This window comes from Iamia sp. SCSIO 61187, from assembly GCF_019443745.1.
In the GTDB taxonomy this organism is placed as follows: Bacteria; Actinomycetota; Acidimicrobiia; order Acidimicrobiales; family Iamiaceae; genus Iamia.
Genome location: NZ_CP050948.1, coordinates 1 through 14348, shown reverse-complemented (window position 1 = coordinate 14348; position 14348 = coordinate 1). Strand labels below are relative to the sequence as shown.

General features: G+C 73.3%; 12 protein-coding genes and 1 tRNA gene. 1 reads left to right on the top strand and 12 read right to left on the bottom strand.

The features are described from left to right. Positions 1–54 precede the first annotated feature (54 nt). Positions 55–696, top strand: a complete 642-nt coding sequence (locus HC251_RS00065) for a hypothetical protein (RefSeq protein ID WP_219943289.1) — start codon at positions 55–57, stop codon at positions 694–696. Between the two features lie 298 nt (positions 697–994). Here the strand turns inward: HC251_RS00065 and HC251_RS00060 are convergent, their stop codons facing one another. The 12 genes from HC251_RS00060 to dnaA all read right to left on the bottom strand — a co-directional run bounded on the left by HC251_RS00060 (position 995) and on the right by dnaA (position 14212). Beyond that, positions 995–1828, bottom strand: a complete 834-nt coding sequence (locus HC251_RS00060) for a sigma-70 family RNA polymerase sigma factor (RefSeq protein ID WP_219943288.1) — start codon at positions 1826–1828, stop codon at positions 995–997. Between the two features lie 285 nt (positions 1829–2113). After that, a complete protein-coding gene (locus HC251_RS00055) occupies positions 2114–3097 on the bottom strand; it encodes a Gfo/Idh/MocA family oxidoreductase (RefSeq protein WP_219943287.1) in 984 nt (327 codons plus the stop codon). Then, positions 3097–3234 (bottom strand): hypothetical protein, encoded by a 138-nt coding sequence (locus tag HC251_RS00050; RefSeq protein WP_219943286.1) that lies wholly within the window; start codon positions 3232–3234, stop codon positions 3097–3099. Before HC251_RS00050 ends, HC251_RS00055 begins: the two co-directional genes overlap by 1 nt. Positions 3235–3318: 84 nt before the next feature. Then, a tRNA-Ile gene (locus tag HC251_RS00045) sits at positions 3319–3392 on the bottom strand. Between the two features lie 64 nt (positions 3393–3456). Next, on the bottom strand, positions 3457–4503 hold the full coding sequence (locus HC251_RS00040) for a DUF3566 domain-containing protein (RefSeq protein WP_219943285.1): 1047 nt from the start codon (positions 4501–4503) through the stop codon (positions 3457–3459). Beyond that, on the bottom strand, positions 4482–4898 hold the full coding sequence (locus HC251_RS00035; RefSeq protein WP_219943284.1) for a pilus assembly protein TadG-related protein: 417 nt from the start codon (positions 4896–4898) through the stop codon (positions 4482–4484). The genes HC251_RS00040 and HC251_RS00035 overlap by 22 nt, the downstream gene beginning before the upstream one ends. Positions 4899–4984: 86 nt before the next feature. Then, on the bottom strand, positions 4985–7498 hold the full coding sequence (gyrA, locus tag HC251_RS00030) for a DNA gyrase subunit A (protein WP_255566550.1): 2514 nt from the start codon (positions 7496–7498) through the stop codon (positions 4985–4987). A gap of 195 nt (positions 7499–7693) precedes the next feature. Continuing rightward, entirely contained in the window at positions 7694–9616 is a 1923-nt protein-coding gene (locus HC251_RS00025) for a type IIA DNA topoisomerase subunit B (protein ID WP_255566549.1), read from the bottom strand. A gap of 185 nt (positions 9617–9801) precedes the next feature. Further along, the gene (locus HC251_RS00020; RefSeq protein WP_219943283.1) at positions 9802–10137 is read right to left on the bottom strand and encodes a DUF721 domain-containing protein; all 336 of its coding nucleotides are present in this window, start codon (positions 10135–10137) and stop codon (positions 9802–9804) included. Between the two features lie 41 nt (positions 10138–10178). Continuing rightward, positions 10179–11255 carry a DNA replication/repair protein RecF gene (locus HC251_RS00015; protein WP_219943282.1) on the bottom strand — a complete coding sequence of 359 codons (1077 nt, stop codon included), beginning with the start codon at positions 11253–11255 and terminating at the stop codon, positions 10179–10181. A 28-nt stretch (positions 11256–11283) separates the two neighbouring features. Beyond that, positions 11284–12372 (bottom strand): DNA polymerase III subunit beta, encoded by a 1089-nt coding sequence (dnaN, locus tag HC251_RS00010; protein WP_219943281.1) that lies wholly within the window; start codon positions 12370–12372, stop codon positions 11284–11286. A gap of 385 nt (positions 12373–12757) precedes the next feature. Continuing rightward, positions 12758–14212 (bottom strand): chromosomal replication initiator protein DnaA, encoded by a 1455-nt coding sequence (gene dnaA / locus HC251_RS00005; protein ID WP_219943280.1) that lies wholly within the window; start codon positions 14210–14212, stop codon positions 12758–12760. Between the last annotated feature and the right edge of the window lie 136 nt (positions 14213–14348).

Sequence of the window (14348 nt, the reverse complement as noted above, 5' to 3'; positions counted from 1 at the left end):
GCAGAACCTCACTCTTGGTGCTCAACGGTGGGGGACGCGCGCCGATGGAACGGGGTGCCGGACACCATCGGGGATGCCCACCTCGAGCAGCTCGTCGAGGTGCTCCAGAAGGAGCGCGACCGCCTGGAGCAGCTCCGGTACCGCTTCGTCGCCCTCGAGCTCTTGATCGACGCCCGGGAGGTCCGCTTCTGGGGGTGGGCCCTGCAGGACCTCAATCGGGCGCGCCTGCGGGTGCGGGAGGCGGACCTGATGCGGGCCGCCACCGTGGGCACGCTGGACATCCCCGACAGCCGCAACGGGATCGCGTCGCTCCGGGAGGTCGCCGCCGCGGCGCGCGTGCCCTGGGCCGGGATCCTGCGCGACCACCACGACAGCCTCTCGACCCTCGTCACCGAGATCGAGATCCACGCCCACCGCATCGCCGAGGGGGGCCGGGCCTGCCTCGCCGAGCTGGCCCGCACCGGGACGCTCAGCCCTCCGGGCTCGCCGGCCGAGGCCCGACGGGTCCTCGTGGGCCAGGTCGAGGGGGCCGACAGCGCTGCCCCTCCCCGCCCCGCCCCCAACCCGGCGGCGCGCCTGCGGGCTCCGGGCCAGGCCGACGATCTCGACCCGGTCAGCATCGAGTGCCTCCTGAGCGACGTCATCACCGGCGGAGGCCGCCTCAGGATCCCCGCCCTCCTCGCCTTCCTCCGCTGATCGCCGGTGCGACAACGGGCCGGACGACGCGAGAAGGCGACCCGGCCAGGTCTCCCGCGAGGCACGAGTGGCCCGGCGCAGCCGCCCAGACGACGTTCAGGCAGACCCCGGCTGATGGCCCGCAAGCGATGCCGGCCCGGCGCAGCCGCTAGGGGGCGGCGGGGGGTCTCCCCCCGCAGAGGAGCCGTGTCGCCGAGGAACGAGGCGTCCGGCTCCGGGAAGGTCTTCAGCGCGAGCGCAAGCGAGCCCGCTCAGCTCGAAGGAACGGAGAGAGCGCCAGCGAACGAGTGACTGAGACCTAGTGAAGAGCAACCGCGGTGAGGCGGTCGCCCCACTGGCTGGCCCCGCCGATGGCGGTGGCGTAGCCGGCCTTGCGGCGGGCGACCCGGCCGGTGGGCTCCTCGGCCGTCGCCGGCTCGTACTGGGCCTCGATGCCGTCGCGCAGCATGGCGAGGGCCTCGGAGCGGAGCTGGGAGATCCGGGACTCGGTCACGCCGAGCAGCTGGGCCAGGTCCTGCGACTTCTTGCCCTCGAGGAAGTAGCCCACGATGACCAGGCGGTGGCGCTCGGGGAGGAGGTGCACGGCGTCGCGGAGGTAGCTGTGGAGCTCGCGGCTCTCGAGCTCCTCGGAGGGCTCCTTGGTGTGGTCGTCGGCGAGGACGTCGACCAGCGTCAGCTCCTCGTCGTCGTCGGCCACCTCGTACTCGAGGGCGAGGACGACCGAGCGGAACATGCGGTCCTGGAGGCGACGCAGCTCGTCGGGCTCCATGCCCAGGGCCTCGGCCTTCTCGTGGGCGTTGGGGACGCGGCCGAGCTTGGTGGCGAGCTGCTGCTCGACCTGCTCGAGCTTGCGGGCGAGGGTGCGGACCGAGCGGGGCGCCCAGTCGGCGGCGCGGACGGCGTCGAGGATGGCGCCGCGGATGCGCTGGGCGGCGAAGCGGTCGAAGGGGACGCCGCGGGACTCGTCGTAGCGACGAGCAGCCTCGACCAGGCCGAGGGCGCCGGCGGTGGCCAGCTCCTCGCGGTCGACGTGGCGCGGGAAGTGCACTGCGACCTGGAAGACCACGTGGCGCACCAGCGGGAGGTGCTCCTCGATCAGTCGGTGAACTTCTGCTTCCGTGACGGCGGGCATCTGCCCCTCCATTGTCCGTTGTCTCATCCCGAGACCCTGGTCGGTCCCCCCGCTGCGGCATGTGAGCATCGTCGGTGCAAATAGGTCGTTCGGCCTATTCGCAGCGTCGCCTCAGCGGACTGCTGAACACTCTACGTGGGCGCACTACCACCCGCAATGCTGGCTACGCAGAATGAGTCGGATGGCCCACCTGGGGCGCGCTGCGCAGGGCAGTCGGGCGACCACCGATGGCACAGGATGGCCGGGCCGCAGCCGGGGGCGCGGATGGTCGCCGCGGGCGGGATCTCAGCCGGTGAAGGCGGCGGACTTGACCCCGCGCACGGCGAGCTGGCCGAGCAGCTCGCGGGCCCGGGTGGAGGCCCCCAGGCCGTGGGCGCCGGCGGGCACGCCGAGGTCACCGCGGACGGCGGCCACAGCGGCGACGGCGGCCACCGCCCCGGCGGCCACGCCCGGGCGGTCGAAGGCCCCGTAGACGACGGTCTCGTAGCGGCCGTCGACCCGGCCCCGCACCTCGGCCCGGACCGCCCCGAGGACCCCCTCGGGGTGGGGCCGCCGGAGCATGGGCAGCCGGGCCGTGAGCCGGTCGCGCCGGGTCGCGGCGAGCCGGGCGGTGACCCGCTCGACCGGGCCCAGGGCGTTGACGAGCAGCAGGGCGTCGGGGAGACCGGCGCGGTAGCAGTCCGCCGCCCCCACCGGGTCGGGGAACCAGCACAGCTCGCGCCCGGAGCCGGCCGCCCGGCGCTGCCACCCCCCGTTGCGCCAGTCGATGGCGCTTCCGCCCAGGGCGCGGTGGTGCTGGTGGGCGCACGCCGGGCCGCCGGTGCCGGCGCGGGCCACGTGGACCTCGGTGACGTCGTCGAGGAGGTCGGCCGCGTGCCGGGCCAGGAGGCAGCTCAGCCCGGGGGAGAAGGCGGCTCCGAGGACGAGCGTCGTGCCCACCGCCTCGGCCAGCGGGCCCAGGTCGAGCAGGGCCTCGACGTCGCCGACTGAGTCCGAGGTCGACACCACGGGGACGCCCCGCTCGACCAGGGGCAGGGCGGCGGCGGCGTGGTCACCGGCGGGGAGGGCCAAGACGACGGCGTCGGCCTCGGGTGGCGCCGTGACCGACTGCGGCTCGGGGGTGGCGATGGCGCCCAGCGACGCCGCCACCTCGGATCGGCGACCGTCGTCGATGTCGCGGAGAAGGACCTCGTCGACCCCCTCGGTCGAGGCCAGCTGGCGGGCGGCGCGGGCTCCGACCGCGCCCAGCCCGACGACGGCGATCCGCATCAGCGCAGGTCCGGGCCGGACAGCTCTCGCCAGCCGCCCGTCTGCGGCGGCGTCCCGCCCGAGCCCCGCAGCCGGACGAAGGCGGCCACCATCCCGGCCAGGCCCAGGGCCACGAGCGCACGACGGAGCAGGGTCACGGGTTCTCCCGGGTCGAAGGGGGCGGGCGACGGCACGACCGCCACGGCCCGGAGCCGCACCCGGTCGGCCGGCGGGCCGATGCGTGGGGCTAGCTGGAATCGAACCAGCGACCTCACCCTTATCAGGGGTGCGCTCTAACCGACTGAGCTATAGCCCCGGGTCGGAGGACACTACTGCTCGTCCCGACCGGCACGCCACCCGCATCCGGGGGCCCGCTTCGGTCAGCTGGCGGCCTCGGGACGCTCGGTCCGGTCGTCGTCGGCGCCGGTGGGGCGGAGGGGCGCGGTGGGGGGCCGGCGGGGTCCGCGCCCGCGCGACGTCGAGCCCCCGGTCCGGGTCCCGGACCCACCCGATCGGTTCCCGGCGCCCCCCGACCGGCTGCCCGATCGGTTCCCGGCTCCGCCCGACCGGCTGCCCGAGCCGGACCGGCTGCCGGAGCCGCCGGCGCGCGAGCGGGTCCGGCCCCCGGGCGGGGCGGGCGCGTCCCCCGACGAGCGGGGCGCCGGATCGCCGCTCGACGGCCGGCCCGCAGGGGGCGGGGCCGAGGACGGCGCGGGTGCGCCGCGGCGGCGGGCGGCCGGCTCCTTGGACAGGGACGGCGCCGGTGCGGCCGGGGGGGCCGCGCGGGGCGCCTCCTGCTCGGCGGGCCCCGGGGCCGGGGACCAGCCCGCGGGCGGGGCGGCGGGCGGGGCCGTGGGCAGGGGCAGCGGGGCCGGGGGTCGGGCGGGCTCGGCCGACCGGGCGTCGACGATCTCCTCGATCACCACGAAGCGGATGCCGCCGGTGATCTCGCTGATGAGGTTGAGCAGCGCCGCGCTGAGGACCATGAACACCGTGGCGGCCAGGGCGCCGACGGCACCGATGAACGCCACCTGCTCGAACATCTCGCTGCCCCGGAACCGGAAGTCCTCGAAGCCGGCGTCGCGGAGGAAGCCCTCGAGGTCGTCGACGAGGCCGGTGGTGTTGGCCAGGGCCCACAGCAGGGCGACGGTGCCCAGGGCGACCCCGAGCATGATCGTGTTGAACACCAGGGCGATCTTCAGGACCGACCAGAGTTCGATGCGCCGGACGATCCGGGTGACCCGACGGCCGTGGCGGCGGGGTCGTCGACCGCCGTCCCGGAACGACGGGGCGCTCACCGCGTCGGCGATGGCATCGGCCCGCCGGGCCCCGGCGCGGGGGGCGACGCGCGAGGCGACGCCGGTGCGCGCCGATGCGGGCACCGTGGGACCCTCGACGGGGCCGCTCAACCCGGAGTCGACGGACACGGGGGCTCAGTGTACGAGATGACCCCGGGCCGAGAGCCCTCGGAGCGGCACCACGTGCCGTCGCGCACGGCGCGAGCGGTGGCCCGGGCCCGGCCGAGAGCGACGGTCACCGTGACCCCGGCGCCCTCGGCCCGGTAGGCGACCATCCGCCCGCCGTTGGCGGCCGCCTGGCGGGCGGCGGCAGCCTCGCCCTCGGCCGCGCCGGCCAGGGCGGCGGCGTCGGCCGCGGTGCGGGCCCGGGCCCCGTCGACCACGACGGACCCGGCGGCGACGACCGCCAGCAGCACGACGGCGGCGAGGACCAGGGCGACGGCGACGACGACGGTGGACTGGCCCCGCTGCCGACCGGGCGGCGGGCGGCGACGGGAGCGGGGGGAGCAGGGCGGGACGGGCACGACGACCTCCGAGCGGGCGCGAGCGGGCGGGCGGCCCTCGGCGAGGGCGATCCGACCCGCTCGGGGTCGTCAGCGAGGGGGGACGGTCAGGCCTCGGCGGCGTCGGGGGGGTCGGCCCCCAGGACGGGTGCCACGGCGGCGACGGTGCGTCCGCCGTCGACGTTCATGACCTTGACGCCGGTCGCGTCGCGACCCTGCGACGAGATCCCCCGGACGTCCATGCGGGCCACGACGCCGTCGGAGGCGATGGCGAAGATCTCGTCGTCGAGGGCGACCATGAAGGCGGCCACCACCCGGCCCTTGCGGGCGGTCAGCTTGATGCCCCGGACGCCCTGGCCCCCGCGGCCTTGCTGGTTGAACTTGTCCAGCTGGGTCCGCTTGCCGTAGCCGGCGTCGGTGACGATGAGGATCGAGGTGTCGTCGCGGGCGACGTCGCAGCTCACGACCTCGTCGTCGGGCTTCATCTTCATGCCCCGCACGCCGGCGGTGGAGCGGCCCATGGGACGGACGTCGTCCTGGGTGAAGCGGATCGTCATCCCCGACCGGCTCACCATGAAGATGTCGTCGCCCTCGTTGCAGGGGATGACCTTCACCAGCTCGTCGCCGTCGCGCAGGTTGATGGCGATGAGCCCGGCGCGCAGCGACGAGTCGTACTCGGTGAAGCGGGTCTTCTTCACCTGGCCCATGCGGGTGGCGAAGAACAGGTACTTGTTCGACTCGTAGTCCCGCGTGTCGATGATGGCCCGGATCTTCTCGTCGGGCTGGAGCGGCAGCAGGTTCACGATGGCCGTGCCCCGCGCCGTGCGCTCCTTCATGGGGATCTCGTGGGCCTTGAGCCGGTAGACCCGGCCCCGGCTGGAGAAGAACAGCAGGTACGCGTGGGCGGTGGTGGTGAGGATGTGGGCGATGTAGTCCTCGTCGCGGAGGTTGGCCCCCGAGACGCCGCGCCCGCCCCGGCCCTGGCTGCGGAAGGCGTCGACCGACACGGTCTTCACGTAGCCCTTGGCCGACATGGTGACGATGAGGTCCTCGTCGTCGATGAGGTCCTCGAGGTTCATCTCGCCCGGGTCGTAGGTGATCTGCGAGACGCGGTCCGTGGCGTGCTTGGCCCGGATCTCGCCCATCTCGTCCTTGATGACCCGGAGCAGAACGGTGCGGTCGCCGAGGATCGCCTCGAGCTCGGCGATGGTGGCGCGGAGCTCCTGCTGCTGCTGCTCGAGCTCGGCCCGCCCCAGCCGGGTGAGGCGGTGCAGCTGCATGTCGAGGATGTACTCGGCCTGCACCTCGGTGAAGGTGAACGGCTCGGACTGGAGGGCGATGCGAGCGGCCGCCTTGTCGTCCGAGGCCCGGATGGCGGCGATGATCTCGTCGATGAGGTCGAGGGCCTTGATGAGGCCGTCGACGATGTGCAGCCGGTCCCGGGCCTTCTTGAGCCGGAACTCCGAGCGCCGGGTGATGACGTCCTCCTGGTGGGCCAGGTAGTGCCGGAGGGCGTCGTGGAGGTTGAGCGTGCGGGGCACGCCGTCGACGAGCGCCACCGTGTTCACCGCGAAGGAGGTCTGCAGCGGGGTGCGCTTGTAGAGGTTGTTGAGCACGATCAGGGCCGGGGCGTCGCGCTTGAGGGTGATGACGATGCGGGTCTCGCCGCCCGAGGACTCGTCGTTGGCGTCGCTGATGCCCTCGATCTCCTTGGTGGCCACCAGCTCGCTGATCTTGGCCAGGACGTTCCGGGGACCGACCTGGTACGGCAGCTGGGTGATGACGATGCGGTCGCCGCCGCGGGCGGTCTCCTCGATCTCGGCCACGGCCCGCATGCGGATCGAGCCTCGGCCGGTGCGCTGGGCGTCGAGGATCCCCTGCTTGCCGAGGATGAGCCCGCCGGTCGGGAAGTCCGGGCCCTTGACGATGTCGGCGTTGACCAGGTCGTCGACGGTGGCCTCGGGGTTGTCGATGAGGAACGTGGTGGCGTCGATGATCTCGCCCAGGTTGTGGGGCGGGATGTTGGTGGCCATGCCCACGGCGATGCCCTGGTTCCCGTTCACCAGCAGGTTGGGGAACCGGCTGGGGAGGACGAGGGGCTCCTCGAACTCGCCGGAGTAGTTGTCGCCGAAGTCGACGGTGTCCTCGTCGATGTCGGCGAGCATCGCCATGGCGATCGGCGACAGCCGGCACTCGGTGTAGCGGGCGGCGGCGGGGCCGTCGTCGGGCGAGCCGAAGTTGCCGTGCCCGGCCACGAGGGGGTGGCGCAGCGAGTGGGGCTGGGCCAGGCGCACCAGGGCGTCGTAGATGCCGCCGTCGCCGTGGGGGTGGTACTTGCCCATCACGTCGCCGGTGACGCGGGCGCACTTCATGAACGGCCGGTCGGGGCGGGCGCCGATGTCGTTCATGCCCCAGAGGATCCGGCGGTGCACCGGCTTGAGCCCGTCGCGCACGTCGGGCAGGGCCCGCGAGACGATGACGGACATGGAGTAGTCGAGGAACGACCGCTCCATCTCGTCTTCGATCTCGATCGGCTCGTAGGGCTCGACGATCTCCGAGCCCGCGCTGGGAGGACCGGCGCCGCCGGCGCCGTCGGGGGTGGGGGTCTGGTCGTCGCTCACTGGGGGGTCACCTCGGGGTCGATCGGGGGGCAGGGCCGGCGAGGCGCCAGCCGAGTGGCCTGGGGGAGTGGCCGGCGAGGCGCCAGCCGAGTGGCCTGGGGGAGTGGCCGGCGAGGCGCCAGCCGAGTGGCCTGGGGAAGTGGCCGGCGAGGCGCCAGCCGGGTGGCCAGGCAGATGCGGTGTCGCGGGCGCACATCAGATGTCGATGAACCGGACGTCCTTGGCGTTGGTCTGGATGAAGCGCTTGCGGGCCTCGACGTCGTCGCCCATCAGGGTGGAGATGGCCACGTCGGCCACCGCGGCCTGGTCGACCGACACCCGCAGCAGCGTGCGGCTGTCGGCGCTCATGGTCGTCTCCTTGAGCTCCTGCCAGTCCATCTCGCCCAGGCCCTTCAGCCGGGCGAACTCCTTGCGGTGGGTGGGGTTCTCGGCGAGGAACGCCTCCTTGGCGGCGTCGTCCTTCAGGTACACCTTCTCCTTGCCCACGACCGTGGAGTACAGCGGCGGCTGGGCGATGTACACGTGGTTCTGCTCGACGAGCTCCTTCATGTGGCGGAAGAAGAAGGTGAGCAGGAGGGTGCGGATGTGGCTGCCGTCGACGTCGGCGTCGCAGAGCAGGATCACCTTGTCGTAGCGCGACTTGGTCACGTCGAAGTCGCCCGAGATCCCGGCACCGATGGCGGCGATGAGGGCCTGGATCTCGTTGTTCTTGAGCATCTTGTCCTCGCGGGCCCGCTCGACGTTCAGGATCTTCCCCCGGATGGGGAGGATGGCCTGGGTCTTGGGGTCGCGGGCGCTGGTGGCCGAGCCGCCGGCGGAGTCGCCCTCGACGATGAACAGCTCGCACTCGTCGCGGTTGCGGCTGGAGCAGTCGCGCAGCTTGTCGGGCATCCCGGCGCCGTCGAGGGCCGACTTGCGCCGGGTGGCGTCGCGGGCCTGGCGGGCCGCGGCCCGGGCCCGCTGGGCGGCGATGCCCTTCTTGACGATCTTGTTGGCCTCGGTGGGGTGCTCCTCGAACCAGTCGGCCATGCGCTCGTTGGTGGCGCGCTGAACGAGCGTCTTGATCTCGGGGTTGCCCAGCTTGGCCTTGGTCTGGCCCTCGAACTGGGGGTCGCGCAGCCGCACCGAGATGATGGCGGTGAGCCCCTCGCGCACGTCCTCGCCCCCCAGGTTGGGGTCCTTCTCCTTGAGGAGGCCCTTGGCCCGGGCGTACTTGTTCACGACGCTGGTGAGGGCGGCGCGGAAGCCCTCCTCGTGGGTCCCGCCCTCGATGGTGGCGATGCCGTTGGCGAAGCTGTGCATGCCGTCGGTCTGGTAGCCCTCGTTCCACTGGAAGGCCACCTCGACCTCGTGGACCTCCTCGACCTGCTCGAAGTACCCGACGCGGCTGAACAGCGGGGTCTTGGTCGCGTTGACGTGCTTGACGAAGTCGACGATGCCGTTGGCGTACTTGTACTCGACCGGGGTCGGATCGTGACCCTCCCGCTCGTCCTTGAACCGGATCAGGAGGGCCTTGTTGAGGAAGGCCATCATCTGGAACCGCTCGAGCAGGGTGCGGGCCGAGAACTCGGTGACCTCGAAGATGCTCTCGTCGGGCCAGAAGGTGACCGTGGTGCCGGTGCGGCCCCGGGGGGCGTCGCCCACCACGACCAGCTTGGTGCCCTTGGCACCACCGTCGCTGAACTCGATCTCGTGCCGCTTGCCGTCCCGGTCGACCTGGACCAGGACCCGCTGGGACAGGGCGTTCACCACCGACACGCCCACGCCGTGGAGGCCGCCCGACACCTTGTAGCCGTCGCCGCCGAACTTGCCACCGCCACCGATCTTGGTGAGGGCGATCTCGACGCCGGTGAGCTTGAACTCCTTGTTGACGTCGGTCGGGATGCCCCGGCCGTTGTCGACGACCCGGCACCCCCCGTCGGCCAGCAGGGTGACCTCGATGCGGTCGCAGAAGCCGGCCATGGCCTCGTCGACCGAGTTGTCGACGACCTCCCACACGAGGTGGTGGAGGCCGCTGATGCCGGTGCCGCCGATGTACATGCCGGGGCGCTTCCGGACGTGGGCCAGGCCCTCGAGGATCGTCATCGACGAGGCGGAGTAGGTGGTGGTCTGCGACACGGGCGCGACCTCTCAGGGAGAGACGGGGAGCGGGCTGCTCACGGGGACGACGGGCCCCCGGAGGGGCCGTTCCGACCGCCTCTGCGACTGGTTCCCGGAGCGTCGGAACCCTTGCGCAGACTGGCGATCACGATGTCGCCCATCCTACCAGCAGGGTCCTCGGCGGCGGTGCATCTGGCGCCGGTTCAGCGCCCGTCCCCGCGGCGGTCGACGCGCGCCTCCAGCGCCGTGACCACCCCGGCCCCGAGCAGCCGCTCGAGACCCTCCACCACCGCCCCCTCGAGCCACCGGGCCTGACCGGCCCACACCGGGTCGCTGGTGCGGACGACCAGGCTCCCGGACCGGATGGCCACCGGGTGCAGGGCGGCGGCCGCCGCCGGCCCGACCAGGTCGGGCCAGGCCCGCTCGACGACCTCGAGCGTCGACGCGGGCGGCGCCCCGAGCCCGGCGAGGACGCGGTCGAGCGTCTCACCCAGGCGGGACGGGCGGACCGGCCCGGTCGTCAGCGGTTCCCAGGGCACCGGCGCGATCCTACTGGGACCCCGGACGGGGCGGGCCGCCCTCAGGCCGGCACGACCTCGCCCCCGGCGACCCGGAGCACCAGCTGCGGTTCGGTGCCCGCCGGGAGGCTCGTCGCCGTGGTGATGACCGTCTGGCCCGGTGGCAGGTGCGCCAGCAGGGCGGCGGACCGGTCGTCGTCGAGCTCGGAGAGGACGTCGTCGAGCAGCAGCAGCGGGGGCGTGTCGAGCTCGGCGGCCACCAGGCGCGCCGCCGCCAGGCGGAGGGCCAGGGCGGTCGTGCGCTGCTCGCCCTGCGAGGCATGGGTGCGCGCCGGGAGCCCGGCCAGGGTGATGTCCAGCTCGTCGCGGTGGGGCCCCACCAGGCTCACGCCCCGGCGCAGCTCGTCGCGGCGGGCCTCGGCCAGCGCCGCGAGCAGGCCCCCGGCCCGCCACGGGGGGTCGTAGGCGAGCACGACCCCGGCCCCGCCGGCCAGGTCCCGGTAGGCCTCCTCGACCACCGGGCCCAGCCGGGCGACCAGCTCGGACCGGGCGTCGGCCAGGGCCTCGCCGGCGCGCGCCAGGCGGGCGTTCCACACCTCCAGCGTCGAGGCGATGGCCTCGTCGAGGCGCCCGCCGGACTGCTTCAGCAGGGCCGAGCGCTGCTTGAGGATCCGGTCCAGGTCGGTGCGCACGGCGTCGAGCCGGGGGTCGAGGGCCACCACCAGGTCGTCGAGGTAGCGCCGGCGCTCGGCCGGGCCCCCCTTGACCAGCTCGAGGTCGTCGGGGGCGAACACCACGGCGCGCAGGAAGTCGAGCCCGTCGCGCACCCTCCGGACGGGCTGGCGGTTGACGAGCATCCGGCTGCGCCCGCCCGGGGCCACCTCGCACTCGATCAGCAGGGCCCGGCCGGCCCGGCTCCCCTCGCCCCGGATGATGGCCCGCTCGGCCCCGACCCGGACGAGGGCCTCGGTGGGGGCGGCTCGGAACGACCGCAGCCCGCCCATCCAGCCGATGGCCTCGAGCAGGTTGCTCTTGCCCTGGCCGTTGGCGCCGACCACGGCGGTCAGGCCCGGGGCCAGGGCGACCTCGGCGGACGCGTAGCTGCGGAAGTCGGTGAGCCAGACGCGGTCGAGCTGCATGCGGCCGGAGCCCGCCTCCCCGGCCCGCTCAGATGCGGACGGGCATCAGCAGGTAGAGGAAGTCCTCGCGGCCGGTGGCCCGGAGGACGGCGGGCTTGTTGGCGTCGGTGGTCTCGAGCACGACCTCGTCGCCGGGGGCGACCTCGATGCCGTCGAGGAGGTAGTCGGGGTTGAAGCCGACGGTCAGCTCGGTGCCCTCGAAGGTGGCGTCGACCGCCTCGCTGGCCTGGCCGATGTCCTGGGTGACGGCGTCGAGCTCGACCCCCGAGGCGCTCATGGTCAGGCGCACCGGTGTGGCCTCGCGGGCCATCAGCCGGACCCGGCGCACGGCGTCGCCGAGGGCGTCGCGGGCGACGACCATCCGGTTCGGGTAGGTCGACGGGATCAGCCCCCGGTAGTTGGGGAACTCGCCCTCGATGAGGCGGGTCGTGACCCGGGTCGTGCCGACCTCGAAGGTCGCCTCCCGCTCGCCCAGGCGGAGGGTGACCTCGCCGTCGCCCAGGGCCCGGACCAGCTCGCGCAGCGCCCGCGAGGGCACGAGCACGCTCTGGCCCTCCTCGAGCACCGCGCTCCCCTCCAGGTCACGGACGGCCAGGCGGTACGAGTCGGTGGCCACCAGGCGCAGCCCGCCGCCCTCGGCCGCCATCAAGACGCCGGTCAGGATCGGTCGGGCGTCGTCGTTGCTGGCCGCCGGGACGACCTGCGACAGGGCCGAGGACAGGTCCCCGGCGTCGAGGGTGACCGCGTGTTCGGCCGGAGGGGCCTGGCGGGGGAACTCGTCGGCCGGGAGGAGGCGGATGGTGGACGAGAACCGGCCCGAGGTGATCTGGGCCTCGTCGCCGTCGACGCTGAGCTCGACGCGCCCGGCGTCGAGGGAGCGGACCACGTCGGAGGCGATCTTGGCCGGGAGCACCGCGACCCCGTCGGCCGTGCCCGCCACCGTCGTGGTGACCGAGATGGTCAGGTCCAGGTCGCTGCCGGTGAGGCTCAGGGTGTCACCGACCAGCTCCATCCGGACCCCCGACAGCACGGGCAGGGCGCCCCCACGGTTGGCCACGGCCCGGCCGGCGGTGCCCAGGGCCTCGACCAGGTCGTCACGTTCGCAACGGAGCTTCACCGGCGGTGCTCGCTTTCTCTGCGGGTCGCAGCGGGGTGCTGGGGATGTCGGGGGGCGGGGGCGTGCGGGGTGCACTCTCCCACAGCCGTGATGACATCCAGGTCATCGAAGTAGGGGTGCCTGTGGACCGTGGATGACGGCGCATCGCGGCTGGTCAGGGTGGTCGCGCGTGATCCACAGCCATCCGCAGCGCTCCACAGGGCCCGGGGCTGGCCACCGGTCGGGCCGTCGGTGGTCCACCGCGGAGGGGTCGTGCTCCCCGCTCGCTCCACCGCTCGTGCAGGGGTCGCCCCCACGGTGGTCCGCAGGTCGTCCACAGCCCGACGGCGTGCCCGTCGCCCCCGCGCACCCGTCGCCGGGCGTGGCTCGAAGGTGGCGACGCCGGTCACGAGACGCCCTTCCGCAGCTCCTGCACGAGCGCCTGGACCTGGTGGAAGATCGCCTTGCGCTCGGCCATGAGGGCCTCGATCTTGCTCACCGCGTGCATGACGGTGGTGTGGTCGCGGTCGCCGAACACCCGGCCGATGGCGGGGTAGCTGAGCTCGGTCAGCTCGCGGACGACGTACATGGCCACCTGGCGGGCGGTGACGAGGGGGCGGCGCCGGCTCTTGCCGGTGATCTCCTCGACGCTGAAGCCGTAGCGCTCGGACACCTTCTCCAGGATCATGGCCGGGCTGATCGAGCGGCTGGCGCTGTCGCCCAGGATGTCGGAGAGGACCTGCTCGGCCAGGCTCACACCGAGGTCGCGCTGGTAGAGGTTGGCGTAGGCCGACACGCGGGTGAGGGCGCCCTGGAGCTCGCGGATGTTGTCGGCGATGTTCGTGGCGATGAACTCGAGGACGTCGTCGGGCACCGGGATGGGCGCCCGCTCGGCCTTCTTGCGCAAGATGGCCAGCCGCGTCTCGATGTCGGGCGGCTGGATGTCGGTGATCAGGCCCATCTTGAAGCGGCTGCGGAGACGGTGCTCGAGGGTGGCGATCGAGTCCGGGGAGCGGTCCGAGGTGAGGACGATCTGGCTGCGCCGGGCGTGCAGCTCGTTGAAGGTGTGGAAGAACTCCTCCTGGAACCGCTCGGCGCCCTCGATGAACTGGATGTCGTCGACCAGGAGGACGTCCAGCTCCCGGTACCGACGCTTGAACTCGTTCATCGTCTTGAGGCGGATGCACTCGATGAAGTCGTTGAGGAAGCTCTCGGTCGAGACGTACCGGACGACCTTGCCCGGGTAGTGGCGGGCGATGTAGGCCCGGACCGACTGGAGCAGGTGGGTCTTGCCCAGCCCGGCGTCGCCGTAGATGAACAGCGGGTTGTAGGCGGCCCCGGGGTCCTCGGCCACGGCCTGGGACGCGGCGTGGGCGAACCGGTTCGAGGGGCCGATCACGAAGTCGTCGAAGGTGTAGAGCGGGTCGAGACCGCCGCGGGGGCGGTCGGCCCCGGCGGTGGGGAAGATCTTCTCGGCCTGCGGCGGGAACGGGTCGAAGTCGGCGTCGGCGCTGTCGCCGGGGTCCTGGCCGTCGCGCCCGGGTGCGGCGGTGGGAGCGGCGACGTCGAGCCGGGGCGCGGGCGCGGGCTCGGGTTCGGGGCCGTCGGTCGTCGGGGTGTGGACCTCGACCACCAGCTCGAGCGGTCCGCCGTTGGCGGCGAGGACGGCCTCGTCGACGAGCGACCGGTAGCGGCCGTGCACCCGCTCGGCCACGATGGCGCTGGGGACGCCCAGGACGAGGCGGTCGTCGTCGGCCGACACGGCCCGGATGCCCTGGAACGTGGACATCCACACCCCGTCGGTCACCTGACCGCGGAGGAAGTCGCAGCATGCGCCCCACAGGTGGTCGGCATCGCCCACGACTCGGCGGTCCTCCAAGGTCGACGGTGTCCACACGGACGTCCACAGATGTGGACAACGACGACGCGCCCACCACGGTGGGTCGCACGGCGCACCGGTGGACCGGCGCCACCGGGACGTCCGGCGGCGGGGAGCG

Bases quoted from the DNA above. Each gene is read 5' to 3' on its own strand.
- HC251_RS00060 (WP_219943288.1), bottom strand. From the start codon at position 1,828: ATGCCCGCCGTCACGGAAGCAGAAGTTCACCGACTGATCGAGGAGCAC.
- HC251_RS00055 (WP_219943287.1), bottom strand. From the start codon at position 3,097: ATGCGGATCGCCGTCGTCGGGCTGGGCGCGGTCGGAGCCCGCGCCGCC.
- HC251_RS00015 (WP_219943282.1), bottom strand. From the start codon at position 11,255: ATGCAGCTCGACCGCGTCTGGCTCACCGACTTCCGCAGCTACGCGTCC.